At 62.6% G+C, this 25,429-nt stretch carries 21 protein-coding genes and 1 riboswitch; of the genes, 9 read left to right on the top strand and 12 right to left on the bottom strand.

Annotated elements, in window-relative coordinates; genetic code table 11:
* Positions 1–58 precede the first annotated feature (58 nt).
* Together AB4Z53_RS13855 and AB4Z53_RS13850 are read right to left on the bottom strand one after the other, a co-directional pair.
* Entirely contained in the window at positions 59–877 is an 819-nt protein-coding gene (locus AB4Z53_RS13855; RefSeq protein WP_441596344.1) for an ABC transporter ATP-binding protein, read from the bottom strand.
* A 13-nt stretch (positions 878–890) separates the two neighbouring features.
* Positions 891–2,039, bottom strand: a complete 1,149-nt coding sequence (locus AB4Z53_RS13850; RefSeq protein ID WP_441596343.1) for an ABC transporter permease — start codon at positions 2,037–2,039, stop codon at positions 891–893.
* A 235-nt stretch (positions 2,040–2,274) separates the two neighbouring features.
* Here AB4Z53_RS13850 and dgcA point away from each other — a divergent pair, with 235 nt between their 5' ends.
* Positions 2,275–3,258, top strand: coding sequence for an N-acetyl-D-Glu racemase DgcA (gene dgcA / locus AB4Z53_RS13845; protein WP_113540091.1), 984 nt, complete (start codon positions 2,275–2,277; stop codon positions 3,256–3,258).
* Here dgcA and AB4Z53_RS13840 read toward each other — a convergent pair.
* Entirely contained in the window at positions 3,210–4,430 is a 1,221-nt protein-coding gene (locus tag AB4Z53_RS13840) for an MFS transporter (protein ID WP_113540143.1), read from the bottom strand. The two genes, dgcA and AB4Z53_RS13840, sit on opposite strands and share 49 nt — an antisense overlap.
* A 98-nt stretch (positions 4,431–4,528) precedes the next feature.
* Positions 4,529–5,368 carry a UDP-2,3-diacylglucosamine diphosphatase gene (locus tag AB4Z53_RS13835; RefSeq protein ID WP_441596342.1) on the bottom strand — a complete coding sequence of 280 codons (840 nt, stop codon included), beginning with the start codon at positions 5,366–5,368 and terminating at the stop codon, positions 4,529–4,531.
* Positions 5,369–5,540: 172 nt separating this feature from the next.
* Between AB4Z53_RS13835 and AB4Z53_RS13830 the strand changes: the two genes are divergently transcribed.
* From AB4Z53_RS13830 to AB4Z53_RS13815, 4 genes are all read left to right on the top strand, one after another.
* Positions 5,541–7,853: an NADP-dependent malic enzyme gene (locus tag AB4Z53_RS13830; protein ID WP_441596341.1), complete on the top strand. Its 2,313-nt coding sequence runs from the start codon at positions 5,541–5,543 to the stop codon at positions 7,851–7,853.
* A 282-nt stretch (positions 7,854–8,135) separates the two neighbouring features.
* Positions 8,136–8,873, top strand: a complete 738-nt coding sequence (locus tag AB4Z53_RS13825) for a helix-turn-helix transcriptional regulator (RefSeq protein WP_223727512.1) — start codon at positions 8,136–8,138, stop codon at positions 8,871–8,873.
* A 142-nt stretch (positions 8,874–9,015) separates the two neighbouring features.
* Entirely contained in the window at positions 9,016–9,660 is a 645-nt protein-coding gene (locus AB4Z53_RS13820) for an acyl-homoserine-lactone synthase (RefSeq protein WP_441596340.1), read from the top strand.
* 154 nt (positions 9,661–9,814) lie between these two features.
* On the top strand, positions 9,815–10,888 hold the full coding sequence (locus AB4Z53_RS13815) for a DUF2865 domain-containing protein (protein WP_441596339.1): 1,074 nt from the start codon (positions 9,815–9,817) through the stop codon (positions 10,886–10,888).
* A gap of 118 nt (positions 10,889–11,006) precedes the next feature.
* Here the strand turns inward: AB4Z53_RS13815 and bluB are convergent, their stop codons facing one another.
* The 3 genes from bluB to AB4Z53_RS13800 form a co-directional block, all read right to left on the bottom strand.
* Positions 11,007–11,702: a 5,6-dimethylbenzimidazole synthase gene (gene bluB, locus AB4Z53_RS13810; protein WP_113540097.1), complete on the bottom strand. Its 696-nt coding sequence runs from the start codon at positions 11,700–11,702 to the stop codon at positions 11,007–11,009.
* A 45-nt stretch (positions 11,703–11,747) separates the two neighbouring features.
* Positions 11,748–11,957: riboswitch (cobalamin riboswitch) on the bottom strand.
* A 28-nt stretch (positions 11,958–11,985) separates the two neighbouring features.
* Positions 11,986–12,798 (bottom strand): SDR family oxidoreductase, encoded by an 813-nt coding sequence (locus AB4Z53_RS13805; RefSeq protein WP_441596338.1) that lies wholly within the window; start codon positions 12,796–12,798, stop codon positions 11,986–11,988.
* 88 nt (positions 12,799–12,886) lie between these two features.
* A complete protein-coding gene (locus AB4Z53_RS13800) occupies positions 12,887–14,080 on the bottom strand; it encodes a phytanoyl-CoA dioxygenase family protein (RefSeq protein WP_441596337.1) in 1,194 nt (397 codons plus the stop codon).
* A gap of 104 nt (positions 14,081–14,184) precedes the next feature.
* Here AB4Z53_RS13800 and AB4Z53_RS13795 point away from each other — a divergent pair, with 104 nt between their 5' ends.
* Entirely contained in the window at positions 14,185–15,204 is a 1,020-nt protein-coding gene (locus AB4Z53_RS13795) for a LacI family DNA-binding transcriptional regulator (RefSeq protein WP_441596336.1), read from the top strand.
* Here the strand turns inward: AB4Z53_RS13795 and AB4Z53_RS13790 are convergent.
* The 5 genes from AB4Z53_RS13790 to AB4Z53_RS13770 form a co-directional block, all read right to left on the bottom strand.
* A complete protein-coding gene (locus tag AB4Z53_RS13790) occupies positions 15,179–16,726 on the bottom strand; it encodes a GGDEF domain-containing protein (RefSeq protein ID WP_441596335.1) in 1,548 nt (515 codons plus the stop codon). The two genes, AB4Z53_RS13795 and AB4Z53_RS13790, sit on opposite strands and share 26 nt — an antisense overlap.
* Positions 16,727–16,973: 247 nt before the next feature.
* Positions 16,974–18,707, bottom strand: a complete 1,734-nt coding sequence (locus tag AB4Z53_RS13785; protein ID WP_441596334.1) for an ankyrin repeat domain-containing protein — start codon at positions 18,705–18,707, stop codon at positions 16,974–16,976.
* A 165-nt stretch (positions 18,708–18,872) separates the two neighbouring features.
* A complete protein-coding gene (locus AB4Z53_RS13780; RefSeq protein ID WP_291156634.1) occupies positions 18,873–19,700 on the bottom strand; it encodes a TolB family protein in 828 nt (275 codons plus the stop codon).
* A 13-nt stretch (positions 19,701–19,713) separates the two neighbouring features.
* Complete coding sequence (locus AB4Z53_RS13775; RefSeq protein ID WP_441596333.1) at positions 19,714–20,061, bottom strand: hypothetical protein; 348 nt, start codon at positions 20,059–20,061, stop codon at positions 19,714–19,716.
* A 3-nt stretch (positions 20,062–20,064) separates the two neighbouring features.
* On the bottom strand, positions 20,065–21,747 hold the full coding sequence (locus AB4Z53_RS13770; RefSeq protein ID WP_441596332.1) for an NAD+ synthase: 1,683 nt from the start codon (positions 21,745–21,747) through the stop codon (positions 20,065–20,067).
* A gap of 269 nt (positions 21,748–22,016) precedes the next feature.
* Between AB4Z53_RS13770 and AB4Z53_RS13765 the strand changes: the two genes are divergently transcribed.
* From AB4Z53_RS13765 to AB4Z53_RS13755, 3 genes are all read left to right on the top strand, one after another.
* Positions 22,017–23,948, top strand: a complete 1,932-nt coding sequence (locus tag AB4Z53_RS13765; protein ID WP_441596331.1) for an LTA synthase family protein — start codon at positions 22,017–22,019, stop codon at positions 23,946–23,948.
* A 137-nt stretch (positions 23,949–24,085) separates the two neighbouring features.
* Positions 24,086–24,634 (top strand): DUF1003 domain-containing protein, encoded by a 549-nt coding sequence (locus tag AB4Z53_RS13760; protein WP_113540106.1) that lies wholly within the window; start codon positions 24,086–24,088, stop codon positions 24,632–24,634.
* Positions 24,635–24,913: 279 nt separating this feature from the next.
* Entirely contained in the window at positions 24,914–25,336 is a 423-nt protein-coding gene (locus AB4Z53_RS13755) for a TadE/TadG family type IV pilus assembly protein (protein ID WP_113540107.1), read from the top strand.
* The last annotated feature ends 93 nt before the right edge of the window (positions 25,337–25,429 follow it).

Below are 25,429 nucleotides of genomic sequence, written 5' to 3'. Positions count from 1 at the left end.
AGTTTCCGGCGCATCTTTCGGCTCCCAAGCGATTGGCTTGAGCACCGGATGCTCCCAGTCATGGATCGTGGCGTACGATCGCTCGAGCCCGCTTGCCACGGAAATAGGACTGCACCCAAGGGTCGTCGCAGGCCAGCATGTCTTCTACCGTACCCTCCACTAGCACCCTCTTCTTGCCGAGAACCGCGATGCGGTCGCAGACGGAAAAGAGGCTGTCGAGGTCGTGAGTCACCATATACACGGTCAATCCCAGCGTGTCGCGCAGCTTGGCGATGAGCTCGTCGAACTCCGCGGCACCGATCGGATCGAGGCCCGAGGTCGGCTCGTCGAGGAAGACCAGATCGGGATCGAGCGCCAGCGCCCGGGCGAGAGCCGCGCGCTTGATCATGCCGCCCGAAAGCTCGGACGGATATTTCTCCGCTGCTTCCGGCGCAAGGCCCACGAGCTCTATCTTCACCCGTGCCAGTTCATCCATCAAGCTCTGCGGCAGATCGAGGTATTCCCGCATCGGCACCTGGATGTTTTCGCGTACCGTCAGCGCCGAAAAGAGCGCGCCGTGCTGGAAGAGAACGCCGAGGCGCATATCGAGCGCGATGCGCTCGCCCTCGGTGATCTTGTCGTAGTCGGCGCCCAGGATCTCGATCTTGCCGGAACGCTTTGCCAGCAACCTGAGCACGGTGCRCATCAGCACCGATTTTCCGGTTCCGGACGCGCCGACGAAGCCGAGGATTTCGCCCCGGTAGATTTCGAGGTTCAGCTTGTCGAGCACGATGTTGGAGCCGAAGCCGACCGTCAGGTCACGGACGGAAAGCACCGACTCGCGCCCGTCTGCTTCCGTCGCCTGATCTTCCTCATGTCGTTTTTCGACTGCGCTCACGCTGTTCCCCGCCTTAAAAATTGATTGCTGCGTAGAACATGGCAAAGAGGCCATCGATCAGGATCACCACGAAGATCGATTTGACCACCGAAGAAGTCACATGCCGGCCGAGCGATTCGGCGCTGCCGCCGACCTTCAACCCCTCGACGGCTGCGACCACGCCGATGATGAGCGCCATGAACGGCGCCTTGATCATGCCGGCAGCGACCGACGAAAAATCGACCGCTTCCTGCAGCCGCGCAAGGAAGGTCGGGATCGTGATGCCCGAATAGCCCCAGGCGACCAGGGCCGCGCCGGTCAAGGCGGCGAAGTTCGCGATGATCGTCAGCAGCGGCAGTGCAACGGTGAGCGCGACGAGGCGCGGAAAGACGAGGACGCCGATCGGGCTCAGCCCCATCACCTTCAGCGCGTCCACTTCCTCACGCATCTTCATCGAGCCGATTTCGGCGGTGATGGCGCTGCCTGAGCGGCCGGCGATCATGATCGCCGTCAGGAGAACGCCGATTTCGCGCAATTGCAGGATGCCGACGAGATCGACGACGAAGACTTCGGCGCCGAAGTAGCGCAGCTGGAACGCGCCCTGCTGTGCAATGATCGCCCCGATCAGGAAAGACATCAGCGTGATGATCGGTACCGCCATCACGCCCATCCGGTCGATCTGATGAACGATCGCCGCCGGCGAGACGCCGCTGTGCCTACCGAGCTTGAGCTGGGCGCCGCGCACCGCGGACCCCAGAATGTACATGGCCGCGACGATATCGTCCCAGGTCGCCACCATCGCCTCGCCGACCGGCGCGAAGATGCGCTGGAACAACGGAACGCGCCCGTTGCCTTTTTCAGGCGCGCGCAGTTCCGCCGGCAAGGCGTCGATAAGCTCGATATACCGCTGCCCGCCCTCGGCAAAATGCACGTCGTCGCGCGAAGTGCCGGCAATGCGGGTCATGAAGCGCCGGATGATCCAGGCACCGGCCGTATCCATCGCCGTCACGCCGGAGAGATCGAACTGCGTGACGCCATCGCTCTTGCGGGCGAGGCCATCGAGCTTCTTTGCCATCGCTTCCGCGGTTTCGTGCCGCCAGGTGCCCGTGAAGACATAGCTTTGCCCACTGGTACTTTCGGCCAGTTCGACATCGGCGGTAAGCTTGCGGGCGGATTGCGTCACGTGGTTTCGGTTTTCCTGATTTGCGATCGCATAATCCTTTAAATCGAAATCGACCTAACGACAGAATTATGCAGCAGACCTAAAGTGTTACAGCGACCTTTATGCGTCTCAACGCGCGGCGCCGTAAAGATTCGTAAATGCTTGCACCGTCATAACGGCTCGCACCGTAGCTGTCACCCGCACGTTGGGCCGGCGGCGATGCCGGACCCTCAGATTGCTCGCCGGAGACGTTTTCATGTCACTTTCCCTCGATGCTTCAGTGGAACATTTCCCGATCGCAGGCACCTTCACGATCTCGCGTGGCTCCAAGACGACGGCAAGCGTCGTCACCTGCCGAATCAGCGACGGCACCCACACCGGCGCCGGCGAGTGCGTGCCCTATGGACGCTATGGCGAAACGATCGAATCGGTACTTTCCGAGATTGCCGCCATACGCCCGCATATTGAGGCGGGCCTCAGCCGCGTCGAGTTACAGCGCCAGATGAAGCCGGGTGCCGCCCGCAACGCCGTCGATTGCGCACTATGGGATCTCGAGGCCAAGCAGAAAAACAAGGCCGTTCATATACTTGCAGGCATTCCCTCGCCTCAGGAATTGACCACCGCCTACACATTGTCGCTTGCCGAACCGGATGCAATGCGCGAGCAGGCCGCAAAATACGCCCACCGTGCCCTGCTCAAGATCAAGGTCGGCACGCCGGACGATGCCGCGCGTATCCGCGCCGTACGGGCCGGCGCGCCGAAGAGCCGCATCATTCTAGATGCCAATGAAGGCTGGACGCCGGAAACGCTTGCCTATCATTTTGCGATCTGCGCGGAGGAGCGCATCGACCTGATCGAGCAGCCGCTCCCTGCCGGGTGCGACGAGGCACTGGCGACGATAGCCCGGCCCGTCCCCATCTGCGCGGATGAAAGCGTGCACGCGACCGGCGACCTTGCCGCCCTCGTCGGCCGCTACGATGCCGTCAACATCAAACTCGACAAGACCGGCGGTCTCACCGAGGCGCTGCGAATGCGCGATCAGGCGACCGCACTTGGCCTGAAGATCATGGTCGGTTGCATGGTCGGCAGCTCGCTGGCGATGGCGCCGGCAATCCTTGTCGCCCAGGGCGCCGATTTCGTCGACCTCGACGGGCCGCTGTTGCTCGCCGAAGATCGCACGCCGGGCCTACGTTACGAGGCGTCGCTGGTCTTCCCGCCGGAACCGCGTCTCTGGGGCTGAAGGTACCAGGCGGCGACCGCGAAGCAGCAGCCGGCAAAGGCAACGACCGACATCGAGTAGAAGCCCTTTACACCGTACCAGGCATAGAAATAGCCGGACAGGAACGTGAAGATCGCGGTGAAGATGCCGGTATAGAAGAAATAGAGCCCCTGGGCGGACGCCTCCTGCGACTCCACCACCCGCTCCACCAGCTTGTGCTGCATGCCCGTGTGCATGATCGCATAGGTGAAGGCATGGAAGCACTGGAGGATGAAGTAGCCGCTGAAGCCGAGATCCATCGGGAAGATGATCCAGCGCACCACGGCGAGAAAGCAGCCGGACAGGATCATCACCCAGACGCTGAAACGACGGCTGATCGCCTTGGCGAAGATGAACATCGTCACCTCAGCCGCCACGCCCGCACTCCAGAGCAGGCCGATTTCGGTACCGCTATAGCCGATGTGCTGCCAATAGATCGCCGAGAAAGCGAAGAGCATCGCATGGCTGGCGTTCACCAGCGTCACACCGATCAACAGCAGTTGCAGGTCGAGCTGTCGCAGCGACTTCGGCGGCGGCTCGGTGAGCGCGGTGATCGGTGACGGCCGGCGGGGCTTGCCGACCCGGGGTGCCCCATACGCCATGGCGATGGTCAGCCCGAACCCGATCGCCATGGCCGGTAGCACCATGTCGCTGCCGAAGATACCGACCATCCAGCCGCCGATCATCGTCGCTCCGATGAACGCAACCGAGCCCCAGAGCCGCATATGGGCATAATCGAAACCCCAGCGGCGCACGCCCGATAGCGCAATCGCCTCGACGATCGGCACATAGGGCGAATAGACGGCCGATTGCAGTGTGTAGATGACCAGCACCGGCCAGAAGTCGCGGAAGTAGAAGAGCACCAGGGCGGTCGCCAGCGACAGGCACCCGGACCAGATCAGCACGATCGCACGCTCGCCGAGACGGTCGGCAATGACGCCCGCGATCGGCGCGGTGATGACGCGCACGAACATCGGCAGCGCCAGCACGACGCCGATCTCGAAGTCGGTCATCGAGAGCGTGCTGAGCCACATCGGAAAATACGGCATCGCGAAGCCGTTGACGATTAGCGGCGCGCAGAAGAGCAAGGCGATGCGAAGCGCGAAATGGCGCGGCGGAGGGCCCACATATGCGGGCGCTGAGGAGGGAATCATCGGCTGACCTGGATGGCTGTACGTGATCTCTAGCACAGCCCGGGCATGGCTCGCCATAACCTAGTTTTCGCGACAGGACCGGCCTGCCGCCTCTGGGGTCAGGCGGCGCGCTGGATCAGCAATTGCGCAAGCAGCTTGTCGGCTTCGCCCGACGCTTCGCCCTCGAGGGCACCGCCGCGCATCTGGTGCCAGGTGATGAGCTCCATCGTGCCATCGTGGTGCTCGGCAATCGCGGTACAGCTTTCCACCCAATCGCCGGTGTTGATGTAGCGGATATCGCCGATGTTCTCGATGACGGCATGGTGGATGTGTCCGCAGATCACGCCCTGCGCGTCGTAGCGACGAGCCTCGTCGGCAACCACCTTCTGGAACTCGCCGATGAAGTTCACCGCATGCTTCACCTGGAGCTTGGCCCAGGAGGAGAACGACCAATAGGGCATGCCGAGACGCCGGCGGATGGCGGCCAGGCCGATATTGATGGCGATCGCCGTGTCATAGGCCCAGTCGCCGAGATAGGCCAGCACACGGGCATTGCGCACCACCACATCGAACTCGTCGCCGTGCAGGATGAGATACTTGCGGCCGTCGGCGCCGGCGTGGAGATAGCGCTGCGCCACCTCGATGCCGCCGAAGTGCACGCCGGGAAAATCGCGCAGGAACTCGTCGTGATTGCCGGGGATATAGACGATGCGCGTACCCTTGCGCGCCTTGCGCAGCAATTTCTGGACGACGTCGTTGCAGTTCTGCGGCCAGTACCAGCTGCGCTTCAGTCGCCACCCGTCGACGATATCGCCGACAAGCACGATCGTTTCGGCTTCGTGGTACCGCAGGAAATCAAGCAGGTAGTCCGTCTTGGCGGCCTTGGAGCCGAGATGGACGTCGGAGATGAACAACGTCCTGAGCTTTCGTACGGAGTTGTCTTGCTGCGCCGCCGTCATGCCAGCCTCGTCTCTAGTTACGCTTCCTGCCTCCGTGAAAACCAGACTCGTGTTTCAGGAAGATGACATGAGCGCCTTGCTGCCTGTCGGGCTCCCGAAATCAGCACGGCAAACTGTACCTCGCTCCGAATTCATGCCAAAAGGCACGACCACGAATGAGGAATGTGAGAGCATGAACACGGGCGACAAAACGAAATCCCAAACAGGTCCGGCCAGCGGCGACATCGACCAGCAGGCCCTATTCTTCCACCGTTACCCTCGCCCGGGAAAGCTCGAAATCCAGCCCACCAAGCCGCTCGGCAACCAGCGTGACCTGGCGCTTGCCTATTCGCCAGGCGTTGCCGCGCCTTGCATCGCCATCCGCGACAACCCGGAGACGGCTGCGGATTTCACCGCCCGTGCCAACCTGGTTGCCGTGATCTCCAACGGCACAGCCGTGCTCGGCCTCGGCAATATCGGCCCGCTGGCCTCCAAGCCGGTCATGGAAGGCAAGGCGGTTCTGTTCAAGAAGTTCGCCGGCATCGACGTCTTCGACATCGAGATCGACGCCTCGAGCATCGACCGCATGGTCGACGTGATCTCGGCACTGGAGCCGACTTTCGGCGGCATCAACCTCGAGGACATCAAGGCGCCCGAGTGCTTCGAAGTCGAGCGGCGCCTGCGCGAGAAGATGCAGATCCCGGTCTTCCATGACGACCAGCACGGAACCGCCATCATCGTCGCCGCCGCCATCCTCAACGGTCTGGAACTCGCCGGCAAGGACATCGCCAAGGCGAAGATCGTCACCTCCGGCGCTGGTGCGGCAGCACTTGCCTGTCTCAACCTGCTCGTGACGCTCGGCGCCAAGCGCGAGAACATCTGGGTCCACGACCTCGAAGGCCTCGTCTACAAGGGGCGCGAAGTGTTGATGGACGAGTGGAAGTCCATCTATGCGCAGGACAGCAGCAACCGCGTTCTCGCCGACAGCATCGGCGGCGCAGACGTCTTCCTCGGCCTGTCCGCCGCAGGCGTGCTGAAGCCGGAACTGCTGGTGCAGATGGCCGAAAAGCCGCTGATCATGGCGCTTGCCAACCCGACGCCGGAGATCATGCCGGAAGCCGCCCGTGCCGCCCGCCCGGACGCGATGATCTGCACCGGCCGCTCGGACTTTCCGAACCAGGTCAACAACGTTCTCTGCTTTCCGCACATCTTCCGCGGAGCGCTCGACTGCGGCGCAAGCACGATCAACGAAGAAATGAAGATGGCGGCGGTCCGCGCCATTGCCGGCCTCGCCCGCGAGGAGCCGTCCGACGTTGCCGCCCGCGCCTATTCCGGCGAGACCCCGGTCTTCGGCCCGGACTACCTCATCCCCTCGCCCTTCGACCAACGCCTCATCCTGCGCATCGCGCCGGCCGTCGCCAAGGCAGCTGAGGAAAGCGGTGTCGCCACCCGTCCGATCCAGGACTATGACGCCTATCTCGACAAGCTGAACCGCTTCGTCTTCCGTTCGGGCTTCATCATGAAGCCGGTGTTCGCGGCTGCCAAGAACGCCCAGAAGAACCGGGTGATCTTTGCCGAAGGCGAAGACGAGCGCGTGCTGCGCGCCGCCCAGGTGCTGCTCGAAGAGGGTACTGCCCGCCCGATCCTGATCGGCCGTCCGCAGATCATCGAGACCCGCCTGCGCCGCTACGGCCTGCGCATCCGTCCCGATGTCGATTTCGAAGTGGTCAACCCCGAAGGCGACCCGCGCTACCGCGACTATGTCGAGGACTACTTCGCCCTTGTCGGCCGTCTCGGCGTCATCCCGGAAGCCGCCCGCACCATCGTGCGCACCAACACGACGGTCATCGGCGCACTTGCCGTCAAGCGCGGCGAAGCCGATGCGCTGATCTGCGGCGTCGAAGGCCGCTATTCCAGGCACATGCGCGACGTTTCGCAGATCATCGGCAAGCGTGAAGGCGTGCTCGACTTCTCGGCCCTCAGCCTGCTGATCTCCCAGCGCGGCGCCACCTTCTTCACCGACACCTATGTGAGCTACTGCCCGAGCGCCGAGGAGATCGCGCAGACGACGGTCATGGCCGCACAGGAAATCCGCCGCTTCGGCATCACGCCGCGTGCGGCCCTCGTCTCGCACTCGAACTTCGGTTCGCGCGATTCGGAAAGCGCCACCAAGATGCGCAAGGCGCTTCAGCTGGTGCGGGAACTGGCGCCCGATCTCGAAGTCGACGGCGAAATGCACGGCGATGCTGCGATCTCGGAAGCGCTGCGCCATCGCGTCATGCCGGACAGCAGCCTGTCGGGCGAAGCCAACCTCCTGGTCTTCCCCAATCTCGATGCCGCCAACATCACGCTCGGCGTCGTCAAAACCATGACCGACAGCCTGCATGTCGGCCCGATTCTTCTCGGTTCGGCGCTTCCCGCCCACATCCTGTCGCCTTCGGTCACGTCGCGCGGTGTCGTCAACATGGCGGCTCTCGCGGTCGTCGAAGCCAGCCATCCGGGCTGAAATGATACCGCGGAGATCGCCTTCGATCTTCGCGGAGTTCGGGCGCCGCACCGGCGCCCCCAATGCCATATCCAGGCGCCGCGCAATCGTTGAGCGCGGCGCTCTATCGCCCGAGAATCACAGCGGAATCACCCTCTACCGCAGGCTCGCGCAAACCGACCGCGGCGGTCGGCAATCGAAAATTGCAAAATTGGTATTACACACCAAACAGGTAAGTTTGCGCTGGACAAAAGGTGAACCCCTAACCATGCTGGAGCCTCGGACGAGATTCGGTGTTGTGGCATGACTGAGCAGCAGGCTGTCCTCGACATGCTGGAAATCCTGGAATGCGGCGGCTGTGTCGAGCCCGCTCATTTCTTTACGTTGATGCGCCGCACGTTCCGCATCGCCCATCTCCTGTACCTGGAAGCCGAGCCCTACGCGGACGAACTCAAGATCTGCCGCCTGCATCACACCTTCGGTGCCTATGCCGCAGAAATCTACCGGTCGCGCGGCCTTCACCGAATCGACCCTATCTTGAAACTCGCACTTGGCGGCGTTCGCCCGGTGGAGTGGACGATGGCGCGACATCGCTTTGCGGACTGCGAGCCGCTTTTCCAGGCGGCACAGGAGATCGGTCTTTCCACCGAGGGCGTCGCCCTGCCGCTCCCCTCACCGGCCGGCCGGATGGCGATGCTGGCGATCAACGTCAACATGCCGGCTGACGAGTGGACGATCTATCGGCGCCATCACCTGCGCGATTTCCAGCTCGCGGCGAATCTCTTCCACGCCGCCATGCTGGAGCACGGCGCGATGGCCGGCAGCATTTCGACCCGCGACATGCGGCTCACCGGCCGCGAGACCGAGGTTTTGACCTGGGCCGCTGCCGGCAAGAGCTATTGGGAGATCGCAACGATTCTCGGCATTTCCGAGCGCACCGTGCGCTTTTTCATGACCAATGCGAGGCGCAAGCTCAATGTCGTGTCCAATACGCAGGCCGTTGCCCAGGCCGTCCGCCATGCGCTGATCCCCACCGTTTGACGCAGCTCGCGCCAAGCCCTCCAAAAAACCCCTCGAAATCTAGTGGGAAAAATCGCTGATTTAAACTGTCACTACCGACAGTTACGCGACCGCCGCCGGCCTGACAGCATCCGCCCATCCCCAAACAAGGATGGAGAAGAAGATGATCAGGATCCTGAACGGAAAGACCCGCGCACAGCACCCGCAGGCCGTCGACGATATGTTTCGGCTGCGCAAGCGCGTCTTTCACGATTTCCTAAAATGGGATGTGCAGACGGACGGCGAGTGGGAAATCGACAACTACGACAAGGCAAATCCGCTCTATGTGCTCTCCTATGCCCCCGACACCGGTCGCCTGCGTGGCGCGCTGCGGCTGCTGCCAACGCTCGGCCCCAACATGCTGGACGACACCTTCCCGATCCTGCTCGGCGACAACCCGGAAATCCGCAGCGCCTCGGTATGGGAATCGAGCCGCTTCTGCATCGAGCCGGAGATTTCGCAGGACCGCGCCTCGAATCAGGTCACCGTTGCAGCAGCCGAATTGATGTGCGGCGTCGGTGAACTCGGCCTTGCCTCCGGCATCAGCCATATCGTCACCGTTACCGACGTGTTCCTGGAGCGCATGTTCCGCCGCATGGGATGCCCCGGCGAGCGCATTGCCGAACCGCACCGCATCGGCTCGGTCTTTGCCGTTGCCGTCGCCTGGGAAGTGAATGAGAGCCTGCTCCAGCGTATGAAAGCGGTAGCCGCCATCGAAGGCACTGTTCTCGAACGTCCGATGTCGCTGGAAACCGCCCGCGCCGCTTGAGCGCTTGGCTCAGCCGGACCCGTTAACGCAAACCGCCGCTTGTCGTTGCACGATCACCGACAAGCTCTATGATGGAGGTGAAACAGGAAATGCCGCTGGCAGCCGCCCATATCAGAAGGCCGGCGTCGAGCGGTTGCAGGAAGAGACTTCGCCCGTGTTCCCGCGCTTGAAACACCTCGCTGCGGTGCTTGTGCCGTTTGCCCTGGTCGGTGCCGATCCTTCGCTGGCATCGACCGTGTGCGACCGGCTGAACACCCGTCTTGCGCAGCTGCCTGACATCGTCTCCAGCAATGCCGACGCCCGTGACTATGCGAGTGCGATCTCCCGCCAGAACATCGAACTGCGCAGGGCGAAGAACGACCGCCGCCGTGCTGCCTGTGGTGGCGGCAGCGTCGTCACCTTCGATGGCGGCAACCCGGATATCTGTGGCGAACTCGACGGCCTCATTGCCGAGATGGAAGACAATCTGCGCATGCTGAAATCGGAGCGCGAGCAGATTGTTGCCGGGGGCAGCCAGGACAGCCGTCGCCGCATCCTTGCCGCGCTGGAGATCAATGGCTGCTATGGCGACCGCGAAGAGTTCGCGAGCGTCGACCCCGAAGAGCCCGAATCGCACCGCAACATCATCGCCGATCTGCCGCCGGACGACGCCTACGGCCCGATGCTTGGCGAAGACGGCTATGCGCCGCAGGAACGCTACTACAGCGGCACGCTGCGGACCATGTGCGTGCGCACCTGCGACGGCGCCTTTTTCCCGATCTCCTCGGACGCCACGCCGGCCGATTTCCCGCGGGACGAACAGGCCTGCCGGGCGCGCTGCCCGGGTGCCGAAACCGAACTCTACTTACATGATATCAACACGGAAGAGAGCGACCAGATGGTCTCGGCCGTGACCGGCCGGCCCTATACCGAAATGCCGAATGCCTTCGCCTATCGCACCCGCGGTGTCCGCAAGCCCGGCATGTGCGGCTGCCAGATACCACAGACCGCCGCAACCTCACCGAAGACGACCGGCACCAGGATCGGTGACGACCAGTCGTCCATCGTCGTGATCGAAACCAAGAAGCCGGCGGAGACCACGACCGCCAAGGCACCGCCTGAGGAGCGGCCCTACGATCCGTCGAAGAGCAAGGTGCGCGTCGTCGGCCCGACCTTCCTGCCGCAACAGGAAACCTCGATCGACCTGAAGCACCCGAAGGGACCGGCCTATCAACCGGTCCAGAACTGATCCCGGAGCGCCATCTCAAAGCGCGTCGCGATCTTCAGATTCGCTCATTGCGCTTCAAGTTCTCGATATTTCGCATGTCGCTGTCGCAATACCGCTGCGCACTTTGGCGCAACGGGTTTCAGGAACGCTCGCTGCAGTTCCCCCAGCCTTCCTCGAACACGAGTTCTTCCAGCGGCAGACGCTGCCGCCATCCCTTCACCGCCAGCTCCGGCTGTTGGTAGAGGCGATCGACATAGCCGAGGCAGAGCCAGGCGACGATCTCGACATGACCAGGGATGCCGAGGATCGCCTTGATCTCCGCCTCGTGGAAGATGCTGACCCAGCCGACACCGACACCTTCGGCGCGCGCGGCAAGCCACAGGTTCTGCACGGCGCAAACCGTGGAATAGACATCCATCTGCGGATTATGGGTACGGCCGAGGACGACGGCGCCGCCGCGCGTGCGGTCACAGGTGACGCAGATGCTGAGCGGCGCCTTGCGAATGCCCTCGAGTTTCAGCGAACGGTACTTCGTCTGCTGTTCCGCCTCGAACATCAAGGCGGCCTCATCGTTGGCGCGGCGAAAGGCCTGCCAGACGCGCTCACGCGTTTCTTCCGCTCGCACCAGCACGAAGTTCCAGGGCTGCATGAAGCCGACAGACGGCGCGCTATGCGCAGCCGTAAGCAGGCGTTTCACCAGATCGTCGGGAAGAGGTTCTGCGAGAAATTCGTCGCGCACGTCGCGGCGTGTTTCGATGGCGCGGTAGACGGCCTCCCGCTCATTGCGCGCGAAGGCACCGGCAGCCGCAAGGCCGCCCTTCGGTTCAGTTAGCATCGTTCGATCCCCAACAATGCGCAACCTCCCGCCGTCCGCGCGGGGTTCGGTCTATCTTGCCAGGCCGGTCTTCTGACTCCGGTTCAACCGGCCGCCTCACCTTCCCAGACCGATTGAAGATCCAGTGGCAAATCCTTGAATCAATTCAAGGCACTTAGAGGCGACCGTCCCCGTCACAGCGTTGGGCACGTTCCGGAATGACGCCGGATTCCCGATTCTCCCGCTCGCGCGGGCACCTGACGCCGCCATAAGCGCATAGCGGCAACCGAAAGACAAGCGCCGCCTATAGCGGCGCCACCGGATGCGGCGAACCGTCATAGCCGCCCCAGACCGATTGATCGAAGCAGATCACCGATCCGGTCATTAGCCCCGATTCAGCCGAAGACAGATAGGCGCAGGCGCGTGCCACCTCTGCCGGGTCGACGAGCCGGCCGAACGGCTGGCTGGCAGCCGCCTTTTCGAGCCAGTCCACCGATGCACCGTGAAACTCGCGCTGGATCCGGTCCTCGCCTTCGGAAGCCATCCAGCCGATATTCAGGCCGTTGACCCGAATACGGTTTCGCAGGAGCGCATAGGCCGTGTTCTTGGTCAGCGTCTCCAGCGCCCCTTTCGACGAGCAATAGGCGGCGATGAAGGGCTGCCCGGCCATCGCCGACATGGAGCCGATATTGACGACCGTGCCTTCGGTTCGCTCGCGTCGCATCACCTTCACCGCCTCCTGCATCAGGAAGAACGGCGCTCGCACGTTGATCGCGAACATCCGGTCGAAAAGTTCGGGCGTCGTATCGAGGATCGTGCCGCGGTCAGTGATCGCGGCGGCATTGACCAGCGCATCGACCCGGCCGAACTCCGCATCACAAGCGGCAACGACCTTGCGGGCGTCCTCCACCTTTTCGAGATCGGCCTGGACATAAACCACCTTCGCGCCGCTGTCCTTGCCGATCTCCTCAGCCTTCGCCCGCCCCTTGGCCGCATTGCGTCCGCAGATGACGATGCCGGCAGCACCACGCTCGGCGAAGAGGCCGGCAATCGTTGCGCCCAACCCTTGCGTGCCACCGGTGACGATGGCGATCTTGCCTTCCAATTGTCCACTCATCGAATTCCTCCTCGAACATGATCGTGTCAAACAGCGACGGCTCCCGGGCGAAACGCACCGGGAGCCTTTCGAATGGGTAGTTGAACCGTCAGCTCAGCTTGCGCTTCGCCTGCGCGTCGAGCGCCGCGTGAAAGTCCTGCGAGCTCGTTCCTACGGCCAGCGCCTCGCGCATCAACTGTGCCTGGGTCTTCGGCGCCAGCCCGCCGAGCGGCGGATCACGGTCGAGATTAGTCGGGAAGGAGTAGCCTTCTGCACAGGATGCGATCGCATTGGCCGCTTCCGCTTCGGTCAGCTGGCCGTTGGCCAGCAACGCCTTCAGCGCCGGGTAGAGCGTTGCGCTCATCGTCAGCCGATCGACGGTCTCCATCGCCCGGCCAAAGGCGGAGGACACCTGCAGCAGGTTCGCCACGCGACGGATATCGGCGGAGCGGTTGTTGCCGGCTGCATGGAAGAGCGCCGGATTGAAGAAGACGACATCGCCCTTTTCGAGCGGGAGCTGCACGTGATGCTCGTCGAAATAGGCGCGGAACTCCGGCCGGTTGAGCGCCAGGTAGCCCGGCACATAGGTCTGGCTATAGGGCAGGAACAGCGTCGGTCCGCTCTCGAGCGGCATGTCGCAATGGGCAACCGCGCCTTGCAGCGTCAGCACCGGCGAGAGCTTGTGCACGTGCGCCGGGTACTGCTCGATCACCGCGGAGGTCTGGAAGCCGAGATGATAGTCCCGGTGCGCCGACTGCGCAGCACCACCCGGATTGACGCGGTTCACCTGCGCCGTCATCTGGTAGTTCGGCCCGAGCCAGGCTTCGCTGACGAGTGCGATGATGGTATTGCCGTAATAGGCGGCAAAATTCTCCGGTGCCTTGAGGCAGTGCTTCTCCAGCGAGTTCCAGATGCGATCGTTGGCGCCGGGCTTGGCAAAGTGATCGCCGCCGCCGCTGTTGCTGCGATGCTGTTCCTCGATGATCTCGTCGAAGACGGTGCTCGCGACATCGATCGCGGCGGTATCGGCAAAGGCGCGCTTGAAGACCGCCACACCCGGGCCGGTCGCCAGCGCCTCGCAGATCTCCGCAAGCGCCGCGCGCCGCGTCTCGGCATTTTCGCAGGCGGCAATCAGATCGGCGCTGTTGTAGATCAGCACGTTCTTGTCGCAGCCCGAAGCATAGGGATAGTCCGCCGGATTGGTTCGGCGCTCCACTTCCGCCCGGAACGCCTCGATGTCGCAGGTCTCTTCGGTGAGCCACACGCGCTCGATCCGCTCCCACGCACTGTTGTCCGTCTTCATCCCGTTTCCTCCCCTGGAACATCTCGATGAACATGACTATAGGCGGCGGCAAAACATGATATAGAGCAAGAATCCATCAAAAATCCATCAGGAGATCAATGGCGATGGCCCATCCGTTTCTGGTCAAGGACATCGCCTTTCAGGCAGGTCTCAGCACAGCGACGGTCGATCGCGTGCTCAACGAGCGCCCCGGCGTCCGCCGCCAGACCGTCGCCCGCGTTCGCGCTGCCATCGAGGAACTGGAAAAGCAGCAGGCCGGACTCGACATTCAGGGCCGCAAGTTCGCGATCGATATCGTCATGGAGGCGCCAGAGCGCTTCACCGACGCGGTGCGGCGGGCCTTCGAAAGCGAAGCCATGACATTGGCGCCGACGAGCTTTCGCTGCCGTTTTCACTTCGCCGAAACCATGCGTCCGTACGACATCGTGCAATTGCTCGATCGCATACGCCTGCGCGGAACCGATGGGCTCGTCTTGAAGGCACCGGATGTGCCCGAGATCGTCGCAGCCGTCGCACGCTTCGAAATCAGCGGCATTCCCGTCGTGACCCTGGTGACAGATCTGCCCCATTCCCAGCGCACCGCCTATGCCGGCGCCGACAACAGGGCGGCCGGAGAAACCGCTGCCTATCTGATCGGCGAGCGCTTTGCCGGTGCCGAAGCCACGGTGCTCGTGACGCTATCCAGCGGCCGCTTCCGCGGTGAGGAAGAGCGCGAGATCGGTTTTCGCCGGGTGCTGCGCGAACATCATCCGACAATCCGGATCGTCGAGATCAGCGAAGGGCATGGTCGCGACAGCGAGACGGGCGCGCTGGCCGACGCGGCGCTTGCCGCCAACCAGGACATCAACGCCGCCTATTCGATCGGCGGTGGCAACCGCTCCGTACTCGCAGCCTTCGATCGCCTCGGCCGCCATTGCGCGCTCTACATTGCCCATGATCTCGATGAGGACAATCTGGCGCTGCTGCGCGCGCGGCGCATTCACTTCGTCCTTCACCATGATCTGAAGACCGACGCCCGCACGGCCTTCCGCACGATCATGCTCCATGGCCGCGCTCCGTCCACCGCCGTCGGCCCTCAGCTTTCAGCCGTCGTGGTCATCACGCCCTATAACGTACCGGAGTAGGAAAATCGCCCGAGCCGCCCGGTCCGGCGGGTGGCTCCTCGTCGGAGGCTTCGCCCGGCAACACCGCATCGTCAGCGGTCTCGACGCGGTTGCGGCCGCGCCGTTTGGCAAGATAGAGCGCCTCATCCGCAGCCAGCAGCAGGGCGCGCGCCGTCAGGCCATGTCGTGGCGCGAAAGCGATGCCGGCGCTGCCACCGACGACGAGCAACTGGCCGTTGAACGCGACCGGCGTCTGCGCATCGGCGACAAGGCCAGCCGCAAGACCACAGGCTTCCGTCTCGCTGCAATCGCCGAGGATGATGGCGAACTCATCGCCGCCAAGCCGCGCGACTGTCCCCTTGGGTCCGGCTCGGTTGCGAAAGCGCTCGGCCATGGCGACCAGAACGGCGTCGCCGGCCGCGTGGCCGTGGCGGTCGTTGACCGCCTTGAACTCGTCGAGATCGGCATAGACCAGCGTGAACGGATGCGTCTTTGCCCGCAGCAGCGCTGCCGCCAGCATATCGTCGAAACCGCTGCGGTTGAGCAGCCCCGTCAGGCGATCGTGCTTGGCGAGATGGCGGTTGAGCGCCTCGCTCTGCTGCAAGGCGGCAAAGAGTGTCGAGAAGCGGAAGGCGACGAACGCCATCAGCAGCGCCGCGACGATCGCCATGGCGATGACGCTCGGCAGCAGTTCGGCGCGCACAAAGCCACCCGGCGACTTCGGCATCCACGCCGCCACCAGACAGGAGGCGTCCGAACAGCGCCCGATCGAGGCATAGACGCTACCCTCCGGCCGCTCGGTCAGCGGCACGAAGGCCAACCCGCGGATACCCAGGCGCGCGGCGATTTCGCGGGTCATCTTGGCCGTCACTGGCCTGACCGAGACCATGAGCATCGGTGCCCGGCGCTCGGCCGGGATCACCAGCGTTTCCGGGATGACCGCCTGCACGACCGCCACGCTCATGCGCCCGTCGATCTCGCGCAGGTCCACCGCATGAATTCCGGGCACGGCCGGCATCAGCGATTGCGGATCTGGGGTGACGACATCAAGCACATAGGAACCATGGTTGTTTCTGAGCGAGTTGTCGTAGCGGCGCTTGGCTTCGTCGAGCAGATCATCGACCTCGTCAAGCGGCACACGGGCCGTGTCGCCCGGCACGACCACACCATCCTTCAACACCGTCGAAACCTTGTGATCGACGTCCGTCACGATCAGCCAGGAGAATCCGTAGTCCTCCCACAGCCAGCCCATCAGCTCATCCGCTGCAAAGATGTCGCTGACATGCCCATTGGCGAGCTCCTGATAGGTCTTGTCCCAGAAGGAGATCTGCGCCTGAAATTGAACGACCGCATCCATCTGGTGGCGCAGCTCGTTTGCCACCAGGCGGCGCTCGGCCGACAGGCCGAAGCGGTCCGCCTCGGCGACGGACCGATCGAGAACGTAGATGAGGCTCGCGATGATCAGGACGGCGACCAGGGTGCAGGCGGCATGGATTGCCCAAACCGTTCTCCTCCGCTTCGCTAGCCGCAAAGTCTTGTCCATGATGCAATCGCCCCCTCGTCCGGCCGGCTGTCGCGAGCGTGCATCGCGCCTTTCCAAGCGCGATGCACAGCGACGGCGGCGGGCACGGGCAGCACCTTAGAGAGCAAAGTCAAAGTTTGGCTTAAATAAGCTGGTGTTGAAATACTTAACGGTTTCAACCCGCTGAATCCGTTGACAATCAGCAGTCGCAGGTGCGCTTGCAGGGAGCGCAAGCCAAAGCCAGCGCTCCCCCATTTGCACCGGGTGTTTACTTCGGCACGGCCGCCGGGCGCAGCAAGGAGATGATCTCCTCATCGCCCTTGTCGCGCGCCAGATCGCGGATCGACGGGCCCGCGATGCCGTCCCGGACGCCGGCATTGGCACCTCGATCAAGGAGCAGCCGCACGGCGGCAGCCTGCCCGTTGACTACGGCGAATGCCAGCGGCGTCATCCAATCCTGTTGCGGCTCCGGACGGCCGTGGCCCCGGAAGCGGCCGAACGGCGTTTCGAGCAAGTCTGGCTGCCGGTCGAGGTTCTCGGCAATGCGATGGAGTACACCGAACGATGCGGCCGCAAAGATATCCAGCGGCTCTTCCTTCAGGAAACGCACCATCTCAGCCCGGCCATTGTACGCGGCCCAGCCGATCGGCGGCGCATGATGGTAGGGATCGCGGGCCGTTGCATTAGCGCCGTGATCGAGCAGCAGCCTCGCCATTGCGAGATGCCCGTGCAGCGCCGCCTCGTGTAGCGGCGTGCGCGATGTCATGCGGTTGACGTCGAAGCCGAGCGACAGCATGAGCGTCGCTTCGACGCGCCTGTCCTCACCGGCCGCTTCATGCAGCAATACCGGATGCGCTGTCTGCGTTCGTGCAATCAGCGTCGGATCGGCATCGACAAGTGCCCTTGCCACGTCTCCGTCGTTTTCCGAGATCGCCCGGGCCAACCGGTCGACATCGTCGAGCGGTTCTTCCACTGCACCTTGCGAAATCAGATACTGCGCCAGTGCCCCGTCGCCGCCGAGTTCCGCCCATTGGTAAGGCGTTCGCCCCTTGATGGTGCGATTGACGTCAGCACCGTGCTCGACCAGAAGCCGCACGCGGTCGCCCATGCGTTTTTCGAGCGCCCAGGCAAGCTGGTAGTCGAAAACGCGCTCGCCGTTCTCGACGAAACCGCCGTCGGCCCGCACCAGCCAGTTGTTCCTGTCATTGGCGTTGAGGCCATAGGCGAGCAGCAGCTTCAGGCAACCGTTATCAGGCTCGAACATCCGGTTATAGAGCGCCTGGCTGTCATTGGCCTGGGCTCCGGCGTCAAGCAGCAGCCGCGCGAATGCCGCCCACTCCGGGTGCGGCGGCTGCCGCTCGCGCCCGGCCTCGCCCTCGCCGAAGACGCCGGTCAGCGCCGTGAAACGATACTGGCCATCATCCAGCCAATGGGCGTCCGGATTGGCCCCGCGCGCGATCAGCCGCGCGCCGACCTCCAAGGAGGAGCGACCGGGAACCCGGGCATAGGCGGCGTAAAGCAGCGGCTCCCAGTCGTAGGGACCGCCGCGCCTGGTTGCAAGTTTCGGATCACGATCAAGCCAGCGGTCGACCGCAGCGGCATCGCCATTTGCTGCCGCGACATGAATGCTGTCCTCGCCGATTTCAGGATGGGTCTCGATCAGGGAGAACGCCTCAGAAAAACGTTCGGGATCCGGCGCTATGTCACTGAAATAAGAAACGGTTGCAAGCGACAGGAACCGGTTCGCAAGCTGCTCCGTTGCCGGCTTTGCTGCTCCCGCCTTTTCGAAATGCCGCTTCAGCCGGGTCCAGCTCGAGAAGCCGAATTCGCGGGCAAGCACCAGTTGGGCATCCTGAAGGCCCATCGTGGCGAGATCGGAAAAGTAAGGTAGCGCCCGCTGGCTTGCGCTGGCATCGCCGGCCTTTACGGCCTTCAATAGAGCCTTGGCCTGCTTGCGGAGCATATCGAGGGTAAGGTTCGCGGAAAGATCGCGCGCGATCATGAAAGACCTCCTTTCATTCTCGTCCGGTATCCGCGCCCACAGACTGAAAAGAGGTGTGGCAACCAAGTTCAGTGAGACAGGTGGGCCTTGCCCTTCCCGCGGATCGGATGCGCCCTGCGAACGAGCTCAGCGCTAGCATGCCGCAAGTATACTTGTCCAGCTTTGTCAGCTTTCCGGTTCGTAGCGAACGAAGGCGAAGCGATCGCCCTCCGGAGACCAGTTGGGAACGTTGATCGTTCCCTGCCCGCCGAAGAGCTCGAACAGCACGCGCGCATTGCGGCCATCCATGTCCATCAATCGCAGGCGGACGTCGAGGTCCCTGGGATGATCGAACACGTCGCCGTCATAGGAGAGCACCAGCAAATGCTTTCCATTCGGCGAAGGGTGCGGAAACCAGTCGCCATAGGGGCTGTTCGTGATGCGCGCGACGGCGCTGCCATCGGGCCGAACGCGCCAGATCTGCATGCGTCCGGTGCGGCTGGAGTTGAAGTATATCCATTCGCCGTCCGCCGACCAGTCCGGCCCGTCGTTGCGCCCTTCCCCGTGGGTCAGCCGCCGCTCCTCGCCGCCATCGACAGAGATCGTGTAGATGTCGAAGACCTGGTCGCGGATTCCGCAATAGGTCACCGTTCGTCCATCCGGCGACCAGCCGTGCCAGTAGGACGGCAGGTTGCGGGTCACAAGCCGCGGCGTGCCGCCTTCGGCCGGCAGCAGATAGATTGCCGACTTGCCGAACTCGGTCTTGTCGCTGATTGCGATCGTGGCCCCGTCCGGCGAAATGCCGTGGTCGTTGTTGCAGAGTGTGGCAAAGCCGGTGTCGATCTCCACCGGCTCCGAACCGTCGAGGCCGAGGCGATAAAGTCGGCCATCGCCATTGATGATCAGGTGCGTGCCGTCCCGCGACCAGTTCGGCGCCTCGACCAGCCGGTCCGTTTGCCAGACGACCTGTGTTTCGCCGCTGATGATGTCGTGGATTTCGATGGAACTGCGCATGCCTCTCTCCTGCCTAGCCGCGAAGCTGTTTGTCGCGTTCGCCCGGCGGCAATGTCGCCAGCATTTTGGTGCAGGTCGACTGCATCAGGATCAGATTGCGTTGGTCCCGCCAAGCCGAGAAGAAGCCCCAGGCCAAAAGCAGCAGCGTGCAGACGAAGGCAACCCCGACGATGACAAGGCTGCCGATCGCCAGACCGTAGATCCCGAAGACCGCGGGTGTTGCGAAATAGGCGACCTGCGCCGAAAGCTGCCTGCTCACCGAAGCGTCGCTCAGCGACCATAGCCGAACGAGCCGGATTTCCTCCTCCGTGAACTCCGGACGGCTTTCCCCTCCGTCCCGCGCTTCGGCAGACGCGCTCACCACCTACCCCCGATCGCGGAAGCGGTTGGTGATCGGGTAGCGCCGGTCGCGGCCGAAGTTCTTCTTGGTGATCTTCACTCCCGGTGCCGACTGCCGGCGCTTGTACTCGGCGATGTAGAGCAGATGCTCAACCCGGTGCACCGTTGCCTCGTCATGGCCGCGCGCCACGATCTCGTCGGTCCCCATCTCCTTTTCCACCAGGCACTCGAGAATATCGTCAAGTACCGGATAGGGCGGCAGCGAATCCTGGTCCGTCTGGTTGGGACGAAGCTCTGCCGAAGGCGCCTTGTCGATGATGTTCTGCGGAATGACGATGCCCGATGGGCCCAGTGCACCTGGGGGAACCGTGGTATTGCGCCAACTCGATATGGCATAGACCTGCATCTTGTAGAGGTCCTTGATCGGATTGAAACCACCGTTCATGTCGCCATAGAGCGTGGCATAGCCGACGGACATTTCCGACTTGTTGCCCGTGGTCACCACCATCGAGCCGAACTTGTTGGAGATCGCCATCAGAATGGTGCCGCGCGTGCGGCTCTGCAGGTTCTCCTCAGTGATCCCGGGCTCCGTGCCCTCGAACGTATCGGAAAGCGCGCTGAGGAAGCCTTCAACCGGCTCGGAAATCGGCACGATGTCGTAGCGGCAGCCGAGAGCGGCGGCACATTCCTTGGCGTCCTTCAGCGATTCCTGCGAGGTGTAGCGGTAGGGCAGCATGACGGTGCGCACCCGCTCTTCGCCAAGGGCGTCGACGGCCAGTGCGGCGCAGATCGCCGAATCGATACCGCCGGAAAGTCCGAGCACGACATTCTTGAAGCCGTTCTTGTTCACATAGTCACGGAAGCCGAGCATGCAGGCGCGGTAATCCGCCTCCTCCCGCTCCGGCAGGCGAGACTTCAGGCCGCCTTCGCAATGCCAGCCGCCGTCGCCCTTTTTCCATTCGACGATCGAAATCGCCTCCTCGAACTGGCTCATCTGGAAGGCCAACGACTTGTCGGTGTTGAAGGCGAAGCTTGCGCCGTCGAACACAAGCTCGTCCTGGCCACCGAGCTGGTTGGCATAGATCATCGGAAGGCCGGTCTCGAGAACCTGCTTCAGCACCACCTGGTGGCGGACATCCACCTTGCCGCGATAGTAGGGCGAACCGTTCGGCGACAAGAGGATCTCCGCGCCGCTTTCCGCCAGCGTCTCGCACACGCCGAGATCGCCCCAGATGTCCTCGCAGATCGGAATACCGATGCGCACGCCGCGGAAGTTCACCGGGCCCGGCATCTCCCCCTGATCGAAGACGCGCTTTTCGTCGAACTCGCCGTAGTTCGGCAGATCGACCTTGTCGCGGAATGCGATCACCTTGCCGTCGTCAAGCACCGCCACCGAATTGTGTCGCCCGGATTTGGCAAGCCGCGGCAAACCGATGATGACGCCCGGTCCGCCGTCGGCCGTCTCGGCCGCCAGCTTTTCGACTGCCTGCAGGCATGCCTTCAGGAAGGCCGGCTTCAAAACGAGATCTTCCGGCGGATAGCCGGAAATGAACAGCTCCGTCAGCAACAGGAGATCGGCGCCCTGGCGCGCGGCATCAGCGCGCGCCTCGCGTGCCTTGGCCAGGTTTCCGGCGATGTCACCCACCGTCGGATTGAGCTGGGCGACTGCGATGCGGAGGATGGTGGGGGCGGTCTTGTGAGCGGTCATGAGCGGGCCTGTCGGTCTTTTCTGAGCGATTGCGTCTGACTTTCGCAGTGTTCTTTAGCGCAATCCGCGGGAAAATACCCACAGCCAATCGCCGCTCCGCGAAAAAATACCGAAAAATTCTGTCTTTCCCGGTTCTTATGAAGGGCCGTTGCAGTGCCCTCACGTCACGAAAACCTGTTCCCAAACCACGTTAAGAAACCATTCATCCCCTGTTCAAAATGACAGGCGTATGACAGTTACACGACGCATTTATGAAATTGGAGAACATGTTGGCTAGTATCGATTCCGCTGTCGCGAGAGGCTCGCGCGTCTACGTCGATAGACCCGGCTTCACCGCACGGCACGCCAAGACACTTGCGGCCACCCGCAGCGCATTGTTCTCCCTCTTCGTCGCAGCCTCCCTCGTCTTCGTCGTCGAACTGATCGTGCGTCAGTCGCTGTCCGATGCTCTCGCCTACATGCTCGATCCGACGCGCCCGGCGCTGACGACCGTCGGTGCATTCTTCCTGATCATGCTGGCCATCGACGGTATTTTTGGTCGCGAGCACAAGTCCGCCGTGGTGATCGCACCGCTTGCCATCATCCCTGCCGTCGTCTGCCAGCAGAAACAGGTCTTCCTCTCCGATCCGCTCTATCCGACCGACTTCCTGTTCGGCCGCCAGATCATGGAATTGATGCCCGTTCTGGTGAAGGATCGGCCGTGGACGGCCATCGGCATTGCCGTCGGCCTGATCGCCGCCGTCGTCGCAATCGCCCTTCTCCTGCGTTTTGCCTGGCGGACATTCCCCAAGCTTTCGACGCGCGAGCGTGTTGCCCGTCTGGCCTTCGCGCTGCCGCTGCTCGTCGCCTTCTGGAACATCATGGATTACAACCAGTTCTCCTGGATCCGTGACCGCCTGAAGGTCATCCCCATCATGTGGGACCAGACCGAGAACTATAAGCACAACGGCTTTGCCCTTGCGTTTGCCATCAACCTGCCGATGGCCAATGTCAGCGCGCCCGCCGGCTATATGGCCGATGCGATCGACCGCATTCCGGTGAAGCCACTGCCGGCCGGCACCTCGCACCGCGGCAAGCCCGACGTCATCGTGTTGATGAGCGAGTCCTTCTGGGATCCGACCCGCCTGCCGAACGTGAAGCTGTCGCCCGATCCGATGCCGACGATCCGCGAGATGCAGTCGGGCAACGTCTTCTCGCCGGAATTCGGCGGCATGACCGCCAATGTCGAGTTCGAAGCACTGACCGGTTTCTCGAACGCCTTCCTGCCCTACGGCAGCATTCCGTACCAGCAGTACATCCGCAACCCGATCCCGTCGCTTGCCACGTTCTTCCGCGGCGAAGGCTATGTCTCGCGCGCCATCCATCCCTTCCAGAGCTGGTTCTGGAACCGCACCGCCGTCTACAAGGCCTTCGGTTTCGACATGTTCAAGTCGGAAGAGAACATGCCGCCGATGCAGAAGCGCGGCATCTTCGCCTCGGACGAGTCGCTGACCAACGAGATCATCCGCCAGGCCGACGCGATGGACGACCCGTTCTTCTTCTTCGCCGTCACGCTGCAGGGCCACGGCCCCTATGAGGCCAACCGCTACGCAAAGAACACCATCAAGATCGAGGGCGACCTGCCCGAAGCCGACCGCCAGGTGCTCGCCACCTATGCGCAGGGCATCAAGGAAGCCGACGACAGCCTGAAGAAGCTGATGGACTGGGCCAAGAAGCGCGACCGCGAGACGGTCATCGTGCTCTTTGGCGACCACCTGCCGCCGCTGAACACCGTCTATACCAGCACCGGCTTCATGAAGGGCGTCACCGCAGAGCGTAAAGGTTCGAAGGATCAGATGAAGGCGCAGCACGAAACGCCGCTCGTCGTCTGGTCGAACAAGACAGGCCCGAAGAAGAACGTCGGCACCATCAGCCCAGCCTTCCTCTCCTACCAGATCCTCAAGCAGTCCGGCTACGAGCACCCCTACTACACCGGGTTCCTCGGCAAGGTGTACGACCAGTACCGCGTCGTCGACCGCTATATGCTGATCCGCAAGAACGGCAAGGAGGTCGCCGAGTGGTCGCGCCAGCCGAAGGTGCCGGCACTACTGCGTGACTACCGCTTCCTGCAGCACGACATGATGTTCGGCGACCGTTTCTCGACCGACCGGTTCTTCAAGTCCCACGCCGACCTCTTCGCGAGCGCGGCCGAGACCCACTGATCCATCGAAGCCGGACCGGTTACACCCGGTCCGGCTCTCGAGCTTCCGGGGCGACGCCGCGTCTCGCGGACAGAAAACCGCTACGGACTTTTGCTGGAAATGCTCTAGATTTTCTCCGTCCAACCCCGGAGATCGTCATGCCGCACTTCAACAATTTCTCACAACAGCTCTTCGGCAAGCCGCTCAGCGAACTCGGCGAGATTGAGCGCCGCATACTCGCCCACGCGCGCGAGCGGCGCCCGCTGACCACCGATACCAATGCGGCTTTCGCAGCCCGGCAGACCTTCGGCGACAGGCTCGCAGACAGCATTGCCCGGGTCGGCGGCTCTTGGACCTTCATCCTTGCCTTCTGTGGCTTCCTCGTCTGCTGGGTGATCGTGAATTCGCTGCTGCTCCTGGCTGGAGCGTTCGACCCCTACCCCTATATCTTCCTCAACCTGGTGCTTTCCATGCTCGCCGCCCTGCAGGCGCCGATCATCATGATGTCGCAGAACCGCCAGGCCGAACGTGACCGCTTCGCGGCGTCCAAGGACTATGAGGTCAACCTGAAATCCGAAGTCGAACTCATCGCCCTGCACCACAAGGTCGATGACGTATTGCTGCGCGAGATCTCGGAACTGCGCGCCGACCTTGCAACGCTCAATCGCCAGCTCGAACACTATCGGTCATCGCCCGGGCAGGACTGAACGCCCAAGTCAGTCTGATCCCTGGTGCCGCCCCAAAACGGGGTATCTCAGCGGTTTTGCAGCCATCTCCGAATTCGCTATTTCGGGGGTATGACAGGCAAAAACTCGCTTACCTTCATAAACACTAAATCAACCGTGAATACGCCTTTTGCAACATGTGCGAAAAGTATGACGATTCAACAACTTATCGGAGTATGAGAAAATTAATATTTGAGGACCATCGTGTGGGTGCAGGGACATTTGAAAAACACAGCAACGTGGGTACGCGGAGATGCTGCAATGTCCAACTTCAAGCGCCTTACAGGCCGCCAAGACGGCGCCGCTGCAATCGAATTTGCAATCATAGCGCCACTCTTCTTCCTTTGCGTGCTGACCTTGATCGCCTACGGCGTCTACCTCAGCACAGCCCATTCCATCCAGCAAATCGCCGCAGATGCCGCGCGTACAGCCATCGCCGGACTATCGGAAAACGAGCGTGAACGCCTCGCGACCGACTACATCCGGCGCACGACGATGGATCAGGCCTTCATCAAATCCTCGCACATGACCGTCACCGTCAAGGCCGACGCCAACAACGCCAACCAGTTCACGGTGCGGATCAAATACGACGCCGCCGACCTCCCGATCTTTAACCTTTTCACATTCGCCATGCCGAGTAGCCAGATAGAGCGCTTTGCAACCATACGGGTAGGAGGGGTCTGAGATGTCGTGGAATTCAACGCGCTTGCCTGCATTGCTCCGATCACGAGACGCCAATGTGGGAATCTCCGCTGCCCTTGTCATGCCATTGGTTGG

It is taken from the genome of Ensifer sp. 2TAB8, assembly GCF_052115125.1.
Taxonomy (GTDB): Bacteria; Pseudomonadota; Alphaproteobacteria; order Rhizobiales; family Rhizobiaceae; genus Ensifer.
Note: the sequence above shows the minus strand (reverse complement) of the source record. Positions and strands in the feature narration are given on the sequence as shown.